This is a genomic window from Telluria antibiotica (assembly GCF_011682055.1).
GTDB classification, from domain to species: Bacteria; Pseudomonadota; Gammaproteobacteria; order Burkholderiales; family Burkholderiaceae_D; genus Telluria; species Telluria antibiotica.
Map to the genome: position 1 here is coordinate 98,687 of NZ_JAAQOM010000019.1, position 14,988 is coordinate 113,674.

The 14,988-nt window shown below is 66.0% G+C and carries 17 protein-coding genes; 5 read left to right on the plus strand and 12 right to left on the minus strand.

Annotated elements, in window-relative coordinates; all coding sequences use genetic code 11:
- Nucleotides 1-172: 172 nt before the first annotated feature.
- Nucleotides 173-1,057 (plus strand): TraB/GumN family protein, encoded by an 885-nt coding sequence (locus HAV22_RS26030; RefSeq protein WP_166863337.1) that lies wholly within the window; start codon nt 173-175, stop codon nt 1,055-1,057.
- 61 nt (nt 1,058-1,118) lie between these two features.
- On the opposite strand, the gene HAV22_RS26035 is transcribed toward HAV22_RS26030, so the two are convergent.
- The 6 genes from HAV22_RS26035 to HAV22_RS26060 all read right to left on the minus strand — a co-directional run bounded on the left by HAV22_RS26035 (nt 1,119) and on the right by HAV22_RS26060 (nt 6,463).
- Complete coding sequence (locus tag HAV22_RS26035; RefSeq protein WP_166863339.1) at nt 1,119-1,523, minus strand: hypothetical protein; 405 nt, start codon at nt 1,521-1,523, stop codon at nt 1,119-1,121.
- 53 nt (nt 1,524-1,576) lie between these two features.
- The gene (locus tag HAV22_RS26040) at nt 1,577-2,122 is read right to left on the minus strand and encodes a hypothetical protein (protein ID WP_166863341.1); all 546 of its coding nucleotides are present in this window, start codon (nt 2,120-2,122) and stop codon (nt 1,577-1,579) included.
- 77 nt (nt 2,123-2,199) lie between these two features.
- Nucleotides 2,200-2,541 (minus strand): hypothetical protein, encoded by a 342-nt coding sequence (locus HAV22_RS26045; RefSeq protein WP_208296377.1) that lies wholly within the window; start codon nt 2,539-2,541, stop codon nt 2,200-2,202.
- A 34-nt stretch (nt 2,542-2,575) separates the two neighbouring features.
- On the minus strand, nt 2,576-3,115 hold the full coding sequence (locus HAV22_RS26050) for a hypothetical protein (protein ID WP_166863342.1): 540 nt from the start codon (nt 3,113-3,115) through the stop codon (nt 2,576-2,578).
- Nucleotides 3,116-3,141: 26 nt separating this feature from the next.
- On the minus strand, nt 3,142-5,304 hold the full coding sequence (locus tag HAV22_RS26055; RefSeq protein WP_166863344.1) for a hypothetical protein: 2,163 nt from the start codon (nt 5,302-5,304) through the stop codon (nt 3,142-3,144).
- A 271-nt stretch (nt 5,305-5,575) separates the two neighbouring features.
- Nucleotides 5,576-6,463: a LysR substrate-binding domain-containing protein gene (locus HAV22_RS26060; RefSeq protein ID WP_166863346.1), complete on the minus strand. Its 888-nt coding sequence runs from the start codon at nt 6,461-6,463 to the stop codon at nt 5,576-5,578.
- Nucleotides 6,464-6,565: 102 nt separating this feature from the next.
- Between HAV22_RS26060 and HAV22_RS26065 the strand changes: the two genes are divergently transcribed.
- From HAV22_RS26065 to HAV22_RS26075, 3 genes are read left to right on the plus strand one after another with little or no spacing between them, the layout of a single operon-like run.
- Nucleotides 6,566-6,886, plus strand: coding sequence for a carboxymuconolactone decarboxylase family protein (locus HAV22_RS26065; protein ID WP_166863348.1), 321 nt, complete (start codon nt 6,566-6,568; stop codon nt 6,884-6,886).
- Between the two features lie 10 nt (nt 6,887-6,896).
- Nucleotides 6,897-7,298, plus strand: coding sequence for a tautomerase family protein (locus tag HAV22_RS26070; protein ID WP_166863350.1), 402 nt, complete (start codon nt 6,897-6,899; stop codon nt 7,296-7,298).
- A complete protein-coding gene (locus tag HAV22_RS26075; protein WP_166863352.1) occupies nt 7,295-7,843 on the plus strand; it encodes a DUF4865 family protein in 549 nt (182 codons plus the stop codon). Before HAV22_RS26070 ends, HAV22_RS26075 begins: the two co-directional genes overlap by 4 nt.
- Before the next feature lie 4 nt (nt 7,844-7,847).
- On the opposite strand, the gene HAV22_RS26080 is transcribed toward HAV22_RS26075, so the two are convergent.
- The 6 genes from HAV22_RS26080 to HAV22_RS26105 are packed head-to-tail and all read right to left on the minus strand — an operon-like array spanning nt 7,848 to nt 11,745.
- Complete coding sequence (locus HAV22_RS26080; protein ID WP_166863354.1) at nt 7,848-8,063, minus strand: hypothetical protein; 216 nt, start codon at nt 8,061-8,063, stop codon at nt 7,848-7,850.
- A gap of 16 nt (nt 8,064-8,079) precedes the next feature.
- Nucleotides 8,080-9,360 carry a cytochrome c gene (locus HAV22_RS26085; protein ID WP_166863356.1) on the minus strand — a complete coding sequence of 427 codons (1,281 nt, stop codon included), beginning with the start codon at nt 9,358-9,360 and terminating at the stop codon, nt 8,080-8,082.
- Nucleotides 9,357-10,079 carry a c-type cytochrome gene (locus tag HAV22_RS26090; RefSeq protein ID WP_166863358.1) on the minus strand — a complete coding sequence of 241 codons (723 nt, stop codon included), beginning with the start codon at nt 10,077-10,079 and terminating at the stop codon, nt 9,357-9,359. Before HAV22_RS26090 ends, HAV22_RS26085 begins: the two co-directional genes overlap by 4 nt.
- A gap of 43 nt (nt 10,080-10,122) precedes the next feature.
- The gene (locus HAV22_RS26095) at nt 10,123-10,506 is read right to left on the minus strand and encodes a c-type cytochrome (protein ID WP_166863359.1); all 384 of its coding nucleotides are present in this window, start codon (nt 10,504-10,506) and stop codon (nt 10,123-10,125) included.
- Between the two features lies 1 nt (nt 10,507).
- Nucleotides 10,508-11,197 (minus strand): 3'-5' exonuclease, encoded by a 690-nt coding sequence (locus HAV22_RS26100; protein ID WP_166863361.1) that lies wholly within the window; start codon nt 11,195-11,197, stop codon nt 10,508-10,510.
- Between the two features lie 14 nt (nt 11,198-11,211).
- Complete coding sequence (locus HAV22_RS26105) at nt 11,212-11,745, minus strand: ProQ/FINO family protein (protein WP_371869743.1); 534 nt, start codon at nt 11,743-11,745, stop codon at nt 11,212-11,214.
- Between the two features lie 599 nt (nt 11,746-12,344).
- Between HAV22_RS26105 and rpoD the strand changes: the two genes are divergently transcribed.
- The gene (rpoD, locus tag HAV22_RS26110; protein WP_166863363.1) at nt 12,345-14,987 is read left to right on the plus strand and encodes an RNA polymerase sigma factor RpoD; all 2,643 of its coding nucleotides are present in this window, start codon (nt 12,345-12,347) and stop codon (nt 14,985-14,987) included.
- The last annotated feature ends 1 nt before the right edge of the window (nt 14,988 follow it).

The following is a 14,988-nucleotide window of genomic DNA, read 5'->3' on the forward strand; positions in this document are numbered from 1 at the left end:
GCTATATCGCACGCTGAACGCGGCGGCTTCTCAGCATAGCAAATTGCCCTACGTAAAAAGTCACGCTCTGTCACGACCGGGGCATCCCAGAAAATATTGTCAGAAGTAAATAGCCGAGCGGCAAACGGGCAGATAAAATTTAAATAGCTCACTCTTATGCAAGGAAATACTGATGGCCCGTCGGATGATTGTGATTCTCCTTGCTGCGTTCAGTCTGCTGACCGCTCCGGCCTGGGCGGTTGAGCGCGGCGCACTGTTCAAGGTCACGGGCCACGACCATACGATGTACCTGTTCGGCACCATCCACGTGGGACTGCCCGAATTTTTCCCGCTCGACGAGAGCGTCACCCGGGCCCTGGCGGCGTCCAGCACGCTGGCGCTGGAAATCGACCCGACCGAGCAGAGTACGGAGCTGACTGCGGCGGTCCAGCGCGTCGCGGCGACCACGCCCGCCATCGTCGCGGCGATGCCGCCTGCGCTCGGGCCGCGCCTGACGCGCCATCTGGAGGCGGTGGGCGCGCCGGCCACGTTGCCGACCAAGGTCAAGCCCTGGATGCTGGTGATGACGCTGGCGGTGGTCGAATATGCCAAGCTCGGTTATCGACCGGACCTCGGCGTCGATGCGCACTTGGCCAAGCTGGCGCACGGGCAGAATATCAAGGTCATCGGCCTGGAGACGGTCGAAAGCCAGCTCGACGTGTTCGACCACCTGTCCGCGGCCGACCAGTGGACGATACTGGACGAAACCCTCGAATCGATGGATTCGGGTGAATCGAAAGACGACGTGCGCGCCCTGACCGACGGCTGGGCCAGGGCCGATCAGGCCGCGCTCGACGCGCTGGCGCTCAAATTTGAAAACGACCAGCGGCTGTCGTCGCAGATCATGCAGCGGCGCCTGCTGACCGAGCGCAACGGGCCGATGGCGGACAAACTCGACGGTCTGCTGACGCGTGAAAAGACGACGATGGCAGCAGTCGGACTCATGCATCTGATCGGGAAGGACAGCGTGCCGAATTGCTTGCGCGCGAAGGGACTGAAGGTCGAGCGGATGTACTGAAGGGAGGCGACTGCGCGTATTTTCATGCGCGAGTCGGCCGGCTTACCTCTGCAGGCAGGGATTACGTGCGGCCGGTCACATGATCACGATACGTGGCCCAATCTTCGAGGCCGCTGTTGGGCTCCATGGCCCGTTCCAAAAACACACCCCCGCTACAATCGAGTGCTTGCCAACGTTCGGAACGGCACATGGCGACGATTGTCGGCACGATTTTCGTGGATGCCCGAATGTGCATCATGAATCCGGTGCTTGGTTCATCGCCACCCATGTTGAATTCGACTGAGCCGTCGTCGGAGTCAAATATCCCCCAAGTGGAGTCGCTCCAATCGACACCCGGAAAAAAAGGACTTATGACGCGACGGATCTCGGTTTGACTTCCAAGCTCCATGCATCGTTCGGTGTCGGGAATGTCGGCAATGGACTCGTATTCCTTCCCAAACCGTTGGACTGACACGTCCCAACTCATCGTGATCTCCTTTCCAAAGCCGCGCGCTGTCGAATTGCTGCTTGTAACATCGCTTACTTCAGCGTGAAAGATGTTTTGAGCGGTAGCACGGTTTTGCTTAAGTTGTCCTTGAGCGAGACGCGTACGGTCCATGTACCCGCGGGGTCGTCCGCGTCACCTGTGAACCCGATTACGGGAGCAGCGAGATACGTGGCGTATGCATCGCCCTTCAACTCGCCCTGATAACAAACCGCATTTTCTTGATGCGACGATACGCTGCCATCCGGTCGTACGGCGTCCAGATCGCACGTCAGGTCGGCGCGGCCATCCACACCTTTCTTCGGATTGGAAAAGAAGATCAGCACAAACACCTGCTGGCCGCGTTCAACGGTCTTTGCTTCGTTGAAGTGCGGTACCGTATTTGCAGGCGTGTCCCACTTTTCACGCCAGTTTGCATCTGGCGTAACGAGCAAGGAACCAGCGAGCCCATTGATCGAACGGCGCGCTTCCGTTTCCGGTACCGGTCGGCCATGCGCATCGATCCAGGCGGCTTGTTGTGCGAGGGCTGAGGTGCCGAGAGTCAGACCGACGGCCAGCGCGAAAAAATATTTTGAAATCATTTTGTTTTTTTAAGTTGGTGTTGACCCGCGCAGATCGGCACATGTGCCATGCCAAGGGTGGACCCGATCCTTATCTTTCAGCACCCGCGAAACGTCCTCTCGTACGCGCTGACGTGTTCTGGGAACAGTTCTCCGTACAGCGGGTACGGTATGCCGAATACTGTAATTTCAATTTCATCTTCGAACTGATCGGAGAAATCTATGACACCGACCCCGACGCAGGGAATTTGGATTCCATCAGGCGTCGTGACACTCAGCGCCAGCCCTGATTGGTCCGCATGGTTGGTCCGACATTCGAGTTGAATCAGCCGATAGCTTTCGGTGGCAATGAACTTGCCGAACGCCACGCCCATGGGCGGGTCGCCGAGCTCCAGCGCAGAATGGCCGACCAAGATGTCGCGAGCAAAGACTTCGAACATTGTCATGTCTCCCTATGGTCGCCGGGCGCTCACGTTACCGCTTTTCCCGATCAATCACCTGCAGCAGCTTGAACGCCTCGTGCTCGACCATCGGCTGCGCATCCGCCAGCTCCTTGCTCGCGCGGACGTACGCCGGCCGCTTGCGCTCCTTCATCTCTTCGGCAGGCACGGCCGCCGTCATCCCCGGCATCATGATTTGCGCGCGGCTGTTGTACTTGTCGTGGATGACTTGCCGGCCGTACGGCGTGCGATAGAAACGGGTCATCTCGACGGCCGTGTCGGCCGAGATGAAATGCGCCAGTTGCGGGGCCAGGCGCTGGCAGACCTCGGCGGGTGGTGTCTTGTCGAGCTTGGCAAACACGGACTTGCGCTGCGCCTCGGTCGGGTAGCGGCTGCGCGACGCAACGCCCCGCAACACCTTGTCGACTTCCATCGCACCCAGCAGGTCCTGCACGGCCTTGACGTGCGCGGGCGTGGGGGCCGTGGTCATCGTGGCCGGCACCTGCGTGGTCGCGAATGCGGGGGCGGCACCGAGAAGCCACAGGCCCAGCACGGCGTGGACGGCAAACTTCATGGGGTTTCCTTTCGAATGTAAGCGGTTCAATCGTCGTCGTTCAGGTAGATCGCGACCTGGCGATCGCCCTTGTAGCGGCAGGGTTCGATCTGTGTCGATGCGGTCGACAGGCACCAGCCCAGCCCGCGGCGCCGGCCTTTGTCGTCGATGTCGCCCGTGAAGACGACGGCGTCCGCAGCCGGCCATTGGAATGCGCCGTAGATCCACTTCCCGCTGAAGGAGCCGGCGCCGTGCGCGGGCACGAAGGTGCCGGTGCCGTTGGCATAGCCTCGCGTGAACGTGGCCTCGAGGCGTCCCTCCTTCGTCACGAGGACGCCGGTGCCGTCGGCCACGGCATCCTTGACGCCGCCGTCGTACGAGACCATCTTGCTCGCCTCGGGGAACGTGATGTGCCCGCGGCCGTGCGCCATGCCGGCGACGAAATCACCCTCGTACGCGACACCCCGTTCGCACACCAGTTTGCCGTGGCCCGCGGGCAGGCCGTGGACGAACTCGCCCTCGTAATAGCTGCCGTCGGGACGCGACCATTTGCCCTTGCCGTGCGGTTTGCCGTCTTCCAGCGTGCCTTCGTAGACGGCACCGCTCTCGTAGCGCAAGCCCTTGGCGTCCGGCGTCGGCACGCTGTTCATGTCGACGACGATTTCCAGGTTTTCCATCACCAGGGCGTCGACCGGATTCTCTCCCCGCGTGTCGAAGGCGACGGCGCTGCGCATGCTCTCGAGTGCCTTGTGCAATCGCTTGTCGCGCAGGTAGAGGCGGGCCAGCGCGCGGAACGCGGCGGGCCTCGGCTCGTAGATGACCGCCGTGTCCAGGCCGGCGATGCCTTCCTCGGGCGGCTCGGTTTCCGGCAGCATCGTGTAGAGGTTGCCCAGGCCGTAGTAGGCGAGGGGCTGGCCGGGATCCAACCGGATCGCGCGCCGGAACATCGCGCGCGCTTCCTGCACCAGCGGCTCCCAGCCGGGCGTGCCGGTGTGATATTTGACGGACGCCGCATCGCGCAAGCCCTCGGCGCGCACGGCGAGCAGGTCTGCATTGTCCGGATACTTTTTCTGCAGCGCGGACAGCCGGGCGTCAGGATCGTCGAGCAAGTGATGCCATGCGGCGATCGTGTTGGCCTTGACGTCGTCCGGGTGGAGCTTGAGATTCGTTTCGATCAATTCGTTCGCAACGTTGCTGTCGCGTCTAACGAAACGGGGAAGCACGTCGGCCAGGACGGCGTAGGTGGCTGAACGATCGAGCTTGCTGACTGTGACGGAGACTTGCGGCAGGGCCAGGCCATCCTTGCCGGTGGAAAATCCGCGTACCGTCACGCGGCGCTTGACGTAGGCGCGCAGGTCGTTGTCGAGCTCGGTGTATGACTTCTTGAACGCGATGCGGACGGCCTGCTGCTGCGACAAGCCCATATTGTGCAGGCGCAGATAATCGGCCAGCTGACGGCGCAGCTCCGGACTCGAATTGAAGTAATGGATGGCGTATTTCGCCCGCGCGTAGAAGCGCGCGACCTCCATGCTGCTGCCCCAGGTGTCGTCGAATGTCAGCCTGGGCGAGTTGAACAGCCATTTGGTGTCGAAGTTGGCGCGGTCCGTCTCGTCGAACAGCCAGGCCTCGCGCCCGCCGCCTTCCCCCGGACGGCCGAACCAAGCCATGCCGTCCTGGACGACGAGCGAGGACCAATATTCTGACATGCCTTCGTCATACCACGTCGGATACGACGTCGTCTCGGGCGAGTAATGCAGCAGGAAGTGGTGGTACTCGTGCAGGATGGTCGCGCGCGAATCGTCGCTTTTGTCCGCCGACTTGGCGTAATTGTCGATCCGCGCCAGCGCTGCGTAGCCGTTGCGCGCCGATATGGTGAAGACGCCGGCCCAGTCCTCGGGCAGGCCCAGCGTCGAGAAGCTGCTCTCGCCCATGGCCACGATCGTCAGCGGCGGACCGTCCAGCGATTGCGCGCCGCGCACGCGGTTCGAGATGTAGCGCAGGTTTTCCAGGTCGACGATCATCCTGCGGGCCACGTCTTCCGGCTGTTCCGTGACGACCCTGAAATTCGGGCTGTCGATTTCGATCCAGGTCTTGTCGACGAGGTCGGCGACGTTGCGCGCATGCGCTTGCGCCAGCGGGACCAGCGTGCACAGGATGGACAGGGGACGGGCAAGACGGCGCCAGGGAAGCGCGGCGAAAGGTTTGTTCATGGACCGGTCGATGTATTGTGCGAACGCGTGCGTTGCCGCACGGCAGCCGTCATTGTAGGTCCGGTCAATACGTTGAATTGTCACCAATTATTGCAATCGACGCAGTAACTCATCAGTGTTATTCGATTGATGCATAATCGATATGTGAAATGACAATTGGACTGATGTCTAGCTCAGCCGGATAATCCAATCCGTCTCCTCTATCTTCCTCCAAGAAAATAGATTCAGCCCGCCGAGTGCGGGCTTTTTTTTGCCGCTTGGCCGGGCCGTTTTACATGGTGCCTGCACGTCTCTCGTCCGGCGTGGCCACGACGTGTTCCCGGATGAGCGCGCCCATGCGCGCGCAGGCCGGCGACGGGGTCGCCGCCCCGTTGAACAGCGCGAGCCGGATGCCAGGCAGCGCCGGCAGGCCGTCCGCGCCGTCCAGGAGGCGCACGTCGCCGGGCAGGCCGAGGGGCGTGCGCACCGTGACGCCGAGCCCGGCCGCGACGGCGGCCCAGACGCCCGCCAGACTTGGACTCGTGTACACGATCCGCCAGGGAATGCCGGCCCGGTCGAGCGCATCGGTCGCCACCTTGCGCATGAAGCAGGGCGCCTGCAACACGACGAGCCGCACGGGCTCGCGCGCGGGCGCGTGCGCCGCGGCGCCCACCCACCGCATCGGATAGTCGCCCAGCACGTCCACGTGCGGCAGTCCCGCGCCCGTGTGCCATGCGAGTGCGAGATCGAGCTTGCCCACTTGCAGCTGCGCGATCAGGTCCGCGTTGCGGGCAATGACCGCCTCGATCTGCAGGTCCGGATGGCTGCGCGTGAACCGGGCCAGTACGTTGGACAGCAGGCCCTCGCCGAAGTCTTCCTGCAGCCCCAGCCTGACGGCGCCGTCGAGGTGCATGCCGGTCACGGCCGCGCACGCTTCGTCGTTCAGGTCGAGGATGCGGCGCGCGTAACCGAGCAGCAGTTCGCCCGCCGCTGTCAGTTCCAGCCCGCGTCCCGATTTGCGCAGCAGATCCGTGCCGGCCTGGCCCTCCAGTTTCTTCATCTGCATGCTGATGGCCGACGTCGACCGTCCGAGCCGGTCGGCCGCCTTCGCGAAGCTGCCGAGCGCGACGCCTTCGCAAAAGCTGCGCAGCGCATCCATGTCGAAATTCGTGCGACGCATGACAATCCCGTTTTGTTGAACAGTGGGTTCAAATATATTCGATTTTCAAAATGGTTTCACGTGGCTATGATGGCCACGTCAACCACGACAGGAGAAACGACGATGACGACCCTGAACGGCATGGGCCAACGCGCCCTCGGCGCCGTGCCGGCGCTGGCCGAGATCACGGACCGGGTTCTGTTCGGTGAAGTGTGGGAGCGGGACGCGCTCTGCAAGCGCGACCGCAGCCTCGTGACGGTCGCCTGCCTGATCGCGCTGTGCCGCGACGGCCAGCTGCCGTTCCACCTGCAGACCGCGCTCGACAACGGCGTCACCCGCGCAGAACTCGGCGAGGTGGTGACGCACCTGGCGTTCTACGCCGGCTGGCCCGCCGCCGCAACGGCCGCCCGCCTGCTCGGCGACGTCCCGACCACGCCACGTTGAGGAGGCCGCCATGCCATTCGCCCGCATTTCCCTCCGGCGCGGCAAACCGCGCGACTACCTGCGCGCCGTGTCGGACGCCGTGCACCAGGCGCTCGTCGACGCCTTCCGCATCCCTCCGGCCGACCGTTTCCAGGCCATCCATCAACACGAGCCCGAGGAATTGATCTTCGACCGCGATTACCTGGGCGGTACGCGCAGCGACGACTTCCTGCTCGTGTGCGTCACGGGCGGCAAACCGCGCGACGCCGCCACCAAGCAGGCGTTCTATCGACGGCTCGCCGAGCTGCTGGCCGAATCGCCCGGACTGCGCCAGGAAGACCTGATGGTCATCGTGCAGACGACGGAGTACGCCGACTGGTCGTTCAGCAACGGCATCGCGGCGCCGCAGGCGGAACCGGGAGCGTCGTCATGATCGCGATGCAGTATCGCTTTCCGCTGCCGGCGGATTACGACATGGCGATCATCGACCGCCGCATCGCGGACAGGAGTCACCTGACGGACGGCTTTCCGGGCTTGCTGTTCAAGGCCTATCTCGCCGCGCGCAAGGCGGGGCCGGGCCGGGACAATGCGTATGCGCCGTTCTACGTGTGGAACACGGTCGAGGGCATGCACGCGTTCCTGAACGGCACCGGGTTCGCCGACGTGTCGGACGCGTTCGGGCGGCCGTCCGTCGCGACGTGGCTCGTGTGGGACGCACGGCTTGCGGACGGTATCGCGCAGGCTCGTTTCGCGACGGTCGAGCGGCGGCCCATCGCGCCTGGCGCCGACCTCGCGGCGCTGCGCCGGCACGAGACGGCGCTTGCCGCGGAGGCGGTCGAAGGCGGCCGGGCGCTCGCGGCGGTGGCAGGTTACGACCCGGGCGACTGGACGCTCGTGCGCTTCCGGTTGTGGGCGCGCGAACCGGCGGCCGACGCGGGCGTTGCCGTCTACGGGGTCGGGCACGTGTCCATGGCGTGATCCGCTACCAGATCGCGTTCATCTCGCTTTCGTCTTCCGTGTAGCGTACCGGAGCCAGGTTGTGGCCGGCGACGAGTTCCCGCACGGTCGCCGGCACGCCCCGTTCGATGCGCTCGTGCGCGAGGACGCGGTCGACGATGTCCGCTTCGCTGATGCGCCCTGGCGTGGCGAACTCCAGCGGCTCTTCGTTATTGCGGTACCAGACGCGGTATATCGGCATGAGACTCTCCTTGTGATCAGTCGAGCGGCACGGCGCGCCACCGGTTGACCTCGGGCGCGGCGACGGCCGGCGCCGCATTGCCCCAGCTGTTGCGCACATAGGTCACGACGGCCGCCACTTCCGCATCGTCCAGTACGGGGCTGTGCGGCGGCATGCCGAACGGGCGCGGATTGCCGGACGTCGACGGTGGAAAGCCGCCATTCAACACGATGCGGATGGCGTTGACGGGATCCGCCATCGTCAGCGCACCGTTGCCGGCCAGCGGCGGATACGCGGGATGGCCGGCGACGCCGGTACCGCGGCCATCCGTGCCGTGGCAATCGGCGCAGTGGTGCGCGTACAGCGTGCGGCCCGCCTTCATGACGTCGTCCGGCGGCGGTGTGCCGGCGCGGCGCGGCGTTGGCTCCGGCGGCAGCGATTTCAGATACGTCGCCATCGCGCCAGCATCCGCCTCCGTCAGGTATTGCAGGCTCCGTCCCACGACTTCCGCCATCGGCCCGAACACGGCGCCGCGCGGCGCGACGCCCGTGCGCAGCAATTGCACGATGTGGGCCCGGTCCCACTGGCCGAGGCCCGCCTCGTCGTCCGCGTCCAGCGCCGGCGCGTACCAGCCCGCCATCGGGATCGCACCGCCGGACAGCCGCGACCCCGTCGCGCCCAGGCCGTTGCGCGGACTGTGGCAGGCGCCGCAATGGCCCAGGCCGTCGACGAGATAGGCGCCGCGGTTCCAGTCGGCGCCCCGCGCCGGCTGTGGCGCGTACACACCCGGCTTGAAGTACAGCAGGCGCCAGCCGGCCAGCACGGCCTGGCTGTCGTACGGGAAGCGCAGCGCGTGCGCGCGGTTGGGCTGGCGCACCGGCGGCAGGCTGCGCAGGTAGGCGTACAGCGCGTCGGCGTCGTCGCGCGTGACCTTCGTCGTGTTCGGGTACGGGAATGCGGGGTACAGCAGGCGGCCGCCCGGCGCGATGCCGTTGTGCAGCGCGTGCCAGAAGTCGTCCGCCGTCCACGTGCCGATGCCCGTCGCGGCATCCGGCGTGATGTTGGGGGCGTGGACCGTGCCGAACGGCGTCGCGAGCGCGCGTCCGCCCGCGTAGGGCAGGCCGCCGCGCGCCGTGTGGCAGGCCATGCAGTCGCCGGCCCGTGCGAGGTAGGCGCCGCGCGCGATATTCGCCTGGCTCGGCGCCCACGCTTCTGGCGACCGGGCCGGGATGAACTCCGCGCGGGGCCAGGCGGCGACCACGACGGCCAGCGCGGCCAGCACGGCAACGACGATGGCGCCCAGGACGACGCGCCTCATCGCCGCTCCGGCTCGCTGCCGCAGGCGAGCGGCATCGGGTGCGCGACGTCGGCGGCCGGGGCGGCATCGTCCGGGATCGGTTCGCTCGCGAGCCAGGCGGAGACGGCCGCCACGTCCGCCAGCGACAGCCGTCCCGCGATCGTGGCCATGCAGTCGGGCGCGGCGGCGCGGCGCGTGCCGTTGCGCCACGCGCCGAACTGGGCGTTGATGTAGTCGCGCGGCAGGCCGAGCAGGCCGGGGATGGCGGGGAGTGCGCCCGTCAGGCGCTGGCCGTGGCAGGCGATGCAGGCCGGCACCTTCAACGCCGGGTCGCCCCGGGTGACGAGCGCGCGGCCCCGTTCCAGCTGGTCCGCCGGGAGGCTCGCGCGCGCCAGCACGGGCGCGGGCACGTGCTGGGCCGAGAAATACGTCGCGATCTCGCGCAGGTAGTCGTCGGACAGGTGCTCGACCATATAGGTCATCAGCGGGTACTGGCGGCGGCCCGCGCGGAAGTTCTGCAGCTGGTTGTACAGGTACCCGGCCGGCTTGCCGGCGATGCGCGGATAGTAGTTCGGGCCCGTCGTCGGTGCCGGCGCGGACGGGCTGCCGTGGCACGACGCGCACGCGGCCACGCGTTGCGCCAGCGTGTCCGGCACGGCGCGCTCCGGCTGCGCGTGCCCCGGCGCCGCGGTCAGGGCCGCGGCGGCAAGCAGGGCGAAGTGGAGGGCGAAGACGGGCATGGCCTTCTCATCATACTTTTAAAAACGAGAACGGGGGCGGCCGTCAGCGCGCGTCCTGGTACGTGCGCAGGTAGGCGATCAATGCGGCCAGGTCGCGCTCGTCGTGGATGCCCCAGAAGCGCATCTTCGTGCCCGGCACGACCTTGTCCGGATCGCGCAGGAACGCGGCCAACGTGGGCTCGTCCCACACGATGCCGGACGTTTTCATGGCGTTTGAGTAGGCGAAATCGGCCGTGCTCCCGGCGCGCCGGCCGAACAGGGCGTTCAACTGCGGGCCGAAGCCGCCGCGCGCGTTCGGACCGATCTGGTGGCACGACGCGCACGGCTTGAAGACGGTAGCGCCGTCGACGGGACCGTCGCGGCGCGAACAGCCGGACGCGGCCAGCGCCAGCAGCAGGGCGGCCGCGCAGGGAAAGCCGCGGCGCATGCTAGGTGCGTGGTTTGGGCTGCGCGGCGCGCATCGGTCCGCCGGCGACGGGCTTCGGCGGCAGCGGCGGCGGCGGGTTCGCGCGCCAGTGACGGTAGATGCGCAGGGCGACGTGGGCATCGTCGGCCGCGTACAGGATCTGCTTGTCGGTCAGGCGCGGCAGGGCCCAGTTGGTCGTCGTGATCTTGCGCGATTTCTGCAGGCGCTGGCCGAAGAAGCGCGCGACCGCTGTCTTTGCGCCCAGCGCATTGCGTTCGCCCCGGCGTAGCGCGGTCGACAGGTCGAGCACGTTGCACGTTTCGATGCCCAGCTTGGCGCGCAGGCGGCGCAGGTCGTCGCCGAGGCCGAAGCCGACCTTCAGGATCGTGGCCGATTCCAGCACGGCACGCAGCACGTCGATGCCCGGTACCGGCGCGGGCGTGCCGCCTTCCGCCGGGTCGGGCGCGCGGGCGGGCCGGGCGCCGATCTGGAACAGATAGGCGTGCTCGTCCGTCGCGAGCTGCACGAGGTGGGGCCCCGTCGACTGCTCGCCCTTCTGGAACGTGGGCTTGGATTCCGTGTCGAAGCCGATCGCGTCGGATGCGAGCAGCGCGGCCAGCGCACCATCGGCATCGGCGCGGTTGCGTACGAGGCGCACGTCCGCGAGCGCGATGCCCTGGTACGGGGGGAGGTCGTCCTCGGCCTCGCTCATCCGGCGCGTGTGGCTCAGCGTTTCGCGAACTTGGACGCCAGCTGCTGCAGCTTTTCCTGGCGCTTGCGGTCGGCTTCCACTTGCGCGGCCGCTTCGCGTTCCGCTTTCTTGCGGTCGGCTTCCTTCTTGAAGCGTTCCTGCAGCAATTCCTTCGCGTGCAGGCGGTGGGTGTCCGTCACTTCGGCGCCGGGGTTGCCGTCCAGGTCGTAGCGGACGGTGGCTTTTTCCATGGCGCGCAGGTAGCGCATCGAGCCCGTGTGGATGCCGAGGGCGGCACGCATCGTCTTGCGGTTCAGGCCGGGGAGGCGGGCCAGCACTTGCTTGTCGATGCCGATCGCCAGCGGCAGGCAGTTGCGGAACGCCACGAATTGTTGCTGCAGGTGCTTGAGCAGCGCCCGCGGCGACTGGGCGGCTTCCGCCGGGACGGCAGCGTGTGCGTCGGCTTCCGGGGCCGGGGCCGCGCTGGTGGCAGGCTGCGCATCGGGCGTGGCGTGGGTGGCGGTTTCGGTGGCCTCGGGGAGCTCGGCGACAGGACTCATCGTATTCATTGACTTCATGGTAAGAACGGGAAGCGGAAGGATAGCATGGTCGCGCCGTGCGTGTGCCGCTCGGCCATGTAACGGATCGTCGTGTTGACTCAACAACCGTTATTTTCGTGCATGTGCGGCGGCGCGCGGCCGAGAAATCGTGTATCATCCGCCCCTTTCCTTGCGCACGGTTTGCGCCGACGCAGCCAGGATAGTGAAGAGGAAAAGGAAATATGCGCTGCCGTTATATCCCTTATCGGATATTTCAATTATCGCTAAAAATTTCCTTAAGGCATAATGCTTCTGTCTCCTCTATTTCTCCCCTGGAAAATAGATTCAAGCCCGTTGTCTGACGGGCTTTTTTTCGTTCCGACATGCTAAGCCCCGATTTCAACCACATACCGTTCCGCCCGATCCCCTTGCGCGTGCGTGCCGCAGCCCGTCCCGGCTGTCCAGGACGCCGCCCGCCGACCGGCGCCCGCGGCAGGAGTGCTTGATATCCCGGCTATCCGCCCCTAGCTAGGGCCTTCCCATCATCCCCGCCCTCCGGGGTCCGCGTTGCGGACCAGGTGGGTTATTGACTTCGCAGGCACGCGCCACGCCTCGATTGGAGAAAGTTTATGAAAAACACCGCCAAGACCCTGACACTGACAGCGAAGAAAGCGCCAGCCAAGACCACGGCACAGCTGTCGGTGCCAAAGACCGCGACCTCGTATTTCCTCGAAACGGAAGCGGCCGCCAAGGTGACGGTGGTGAAGACGCGTTCGCGCCTGGCGTCGCTGAAGGCCGTGCAGGCCGAGCCCGAGCAGCCGGAGCAATTCGATGAGGCCGTCGCCGTGGGCGCCGCCGAAGCCGAGGCCGTCGCCGCCGAGGTGACGCAGGCCGAGCCGGCCGCGGCCGTCGCCGAGCTGGAAACCGTTGCGGCGCAGGCAGCACCGGCCGCACCGCCCGTGATCGTCAAGAAGCGCGTGTCGCGCCTCGCCGCGCTGAAGGCCGACGCCGAACCGGCCGCCGCGCCGGCCGTCGAACAGGAAGCGATCGCAGCGGAAGCGCCGGTCGAGCCGGCGCCGGCCGTGCGCGTCGTGCGTGCCCGCACGGCACGCCGCATCGAGCCGTCCGCCGCGACGACGACGGCGACGCCGGCCGGCACCGTCAGCACGACGACGGACGCCGCCGCGCTGGCCGCGATCGACACGTCGGGCTATCTGCTGCCGCAAGTGAAGGTGCCGGGCCGCCGCGGCCGCAAGCCGAGTGAATTCGTGCCGGAGAATGACGAGATCGCGGCGCTGAACGCCGTCGAGCGCGCCGAACTGAAGGCCGCGTCGAAGCTGCGCGAGCGCAAGGCCAAGGGTGGCGCCACCCTGTTCGGTGCGGCAGAGGGCTTCTCGGCCGAGGAACTGGAAAAGCGCCGCCAGCAACTGAAGAACCTGATCAACATGGGCAAGGAGCGCGGCTACCTGACCCATGCGGAGATCAACGACCACCTGCCGGAAAACATCATCGATCCGGAAGCGATCGAAGGCATCATCGCCACGTTCAACGACATGGGCATCGCCGTCTACGAGCGCGCGCCGGAAGCGGAAATGATGCTGCTGTCGGACGCCGTCGTCACGCCGACCTCCGAGGACGAAGTGGAAGCGGCCGCCGCGACGGCGCTGTCGACCGTCGACTCCGACTTCGGCCGCACGACCGACCCCGTGCGCATGTACATGCGTGAGATGGGCGCCGTGTCGCTGCTGACGCGCGAAGGCGAGATCGCCATCGCCAAGCGCATCGAGGATGGCCTGAAGGACATGGTGCAGGCGATCTCCGCGTGCCCGGTGACGATTTCCGAGATCATCGCGCTGTCGCACAAGATCGCCAAGGACGAGCTGAAGATCGATGACGTCGTCGACGGCCTGATCGACCCGAACGACGGCGCCGGCGCGAGCGCGCCCGTGAGCGCGTCCGACGAGGACGACGAAGACGAAGAAGACGACGTCGAGGAAGAAGAGGACGAGGGCGGTGCCGGCGGCAGCGCCGCGGCCGGCTATTCCGCCGAGCAGCTGGCCGCGCTGAAGAAGGGCGCGCTGGACAAGTTCGCGCTGATCGAAAAGCAGTTCGACAAGATGGGCCACGCGTTCAAGACGCAGGGCTACGGCTCGGACGCGTACATGGCGGCGCAGGAAGTGATTTCGAGCGAACTGCTGGGCATCCGATTCACGGCCAAGGTCGTGGAAAAGCTGTGCGACACGTTGCGCCACCAGATGGACGAGGTGCGTGCCATCGAACGTTCCGTGCTGGACATCTGCGTGAACCGTTGCGGCATGCCGCGCGCCCACTTCATCAAGGTCTTCCCGGGCAACGAGACGGACCTCGAATGGGTGCAGCGCGAAGTCGACTGCGCGTACCCGTACAGCGCCGTCCTGAAGCGCAACGCGCCGGCGATCCTGGAACTGCAGCAGCGCATGATCGACCTGCAGGCGCGCGTGGCGCTGCCGCTGGCCGACCTGCGCACGATCAACCGCCAGATGGCGGCCGGCGAAAAGCGCGCCCGCACGGCGAAGCGCGAAATGACGGTGGCCAACCTGCGTCTCGTGATCTCGATCGCGAAGAAGTACATCAACCGCGGCCTGCAATTCCTGGACCTGATCCAGGAAGGCAATATCGGCCTGTTGAAAGCGGTCGACAAGTTCGAGTACCGCCGCGGCTATAAATTCTCGACGTACGCGACATGGTGGATCCGCCAGGCGATCACGCGTTCGATCGCCGACATGGCGCGTACGATCCGCGTGCCGGTGCACATGATCGAGACGATCAACAAGATGAACCGCATCTCGCGCCAGATCATGCAGGAAACGGGCACCGAGCCCGATATGGCGACGCTGGCCACGAAGATGGAAATGCCGGAATCGAAGGTCCGCGAGATCATGAAGATCGCGAAGGAGCCGATTTCGATGGAAACGCCGATGGGCGAGGACGGCGATTCGCAGCTGGGCGACTTCATCGAGGACAACGCGACGCTGGCCCCGCTGGACGCCGCGATGCATGCGTCGATGCGCAACGTGATCAAGGAAGTGCTGGATTCGCTGACGCCGCGCGAGGCGAAGGTGCTGCGCATGCGCTACGGCGTCGAGATGTCGAACGACCACACCCTGGAAGAAGTGGGCAAGCAGTTCGACGTCACCCGCGAGCGCATCCGCCAGATCGAGGCGAAGGCGATGAGCAAGCTGCGCCAGCCGTCGCGTTCGGACAAGCTGAAGACGTTCCTGCAGAACCAGTAAG

What these genes read in the sequence shown, in the direction of transcription:
- HAV22_RS26105 (WP_371869743.1), bottom strand. Translation starts at nt 11,745, where the DNA reads ATGAATACGATGAGTCCTGTCGCCGAGCTCCCCGAGGCCACCGAAACC.
- HAV22_RS26095 (WP_166863359.1), bottom strand. Translation starts at nt 10,506, where the DNA reads ATGCGCCGCGGCTTTCCCTGCGCGGCCGCCCTGCTGCTGGCGCTGGCC.
- HAV22_RS26085 (WP_166863356.1), bottom strand. Translation starts at nt 9,360, where the DNA reads ATGAGGCGCGTCGTCCTGGGCGCCATCGTCGTTGCCGTGCTGGCCGCG.
- HAV22_RS26100 (WP_166863361.1), bottom strand. Translation starts at nt 11,197, where the DNA reads ATGAGCGAGGCCGAGGACGACCTCCCCCCGTACCAGGGCATCGCGCTC.
- HAV22_RS26035 (WP_166863339.1), bottom strand. Translation starts at nt 1,523, where the DNA reads ATGAGTTGGGACGTGTCAGTCCAACGGTTTGGGAAGGAATACGAGTCC.
- HAV22_RS26030 (WP_166863337.1), top strand. Translation starts at nt 173, where the DNA reads ATGGCCCGTCGGATGATTGTGATTCTCCTTGCTGCGTTCAGTCTGCTG.
- HAV22_RS26050 (WP_166863342.1), bottom strand. Translation starts at nt 3,115, where the DNA reads ATGAAGTTTGCCGTCCACGCCGTGCTGGGCCTGTGGCTTCTCGGTGCC.
- HAV22_RS26065 (WP_166863348.1), top strand. Translation starts at nt 6,566, where the DNA reads ATGACGACCCTGAACGGCATGGGCCAACGCGCCCTCGGCGCCGTGCCG.
- HAV22_RS26075 (WP_166863352.1), top strand. Translation starts at nt 7,295, where the DNA reads ATGATCGCGATGCAGTATCGCTTTCCGCTGCCGGCGGATTACGACATG.
- HAV22_RS26070 (WP_166863350.1), top strand. Translation starts at nt 6,897, where the DNA reads ATGCCATTCGCCCGCATTTCCCTCCGGCGCGGCAAACCGCGCGACTAC.
- HAV22_RS26060 (WP_166863346.1), bottom strand. Translation starts at nt 6,463, where the DNA reads ATGCGTCGCACGAATTTCGACATGGATGCGCTGCGCAGCTTTTGCGAA.
- HAV22_RS26055 (WP_166863344.1), bottom strand. Translation starts at nt 5,304, where the DNA reads ATGAACAAACCTTTCGCCGCGCTTCCCTGGCGCCGTCTTGCCCGTCCC.
- HAV22_RS26045 (WP_208296377.1), bottom strand. Translation starts at nt 2,541, where the DNA reads ATGTTCGAAGTCTTTGCTCGCGACATCTTGGTCGGCCATTCTGCGCTG.
- rpoD (WP_166863363.1), top strand. Translation starts at nt 12,345, where the DNA reads ATGAAAAACACCGCCAAGACCCTGACACTGACAGCGAAGAAAGCGCCA.
- HAV22_RS26080 (WP_166863354.1), bottom strand. Translation starts at nt 8,063, where the DNA reads ATGCCGATATACCGCGTCTGGTACCGCAATAACGAAGAGCCGCTGGAG.
- HAV22_RS26090 (WP_166863358.1), bottom strand. Translation starts at nt 10,079, where the DNA reads ATGCCCGTCTTCGCCCTCCACTTCGCCCTGCTTGCCGCCGCGGCCCTG.
- HAV22_RS26040 (WP_166863341.1), bottom strand. Translation starts at nt 2,122, where the DNA reads ATGATTTCAAAATATTTTTTCGCGCTGGCCGTCGGTCTGACTCTCGGC.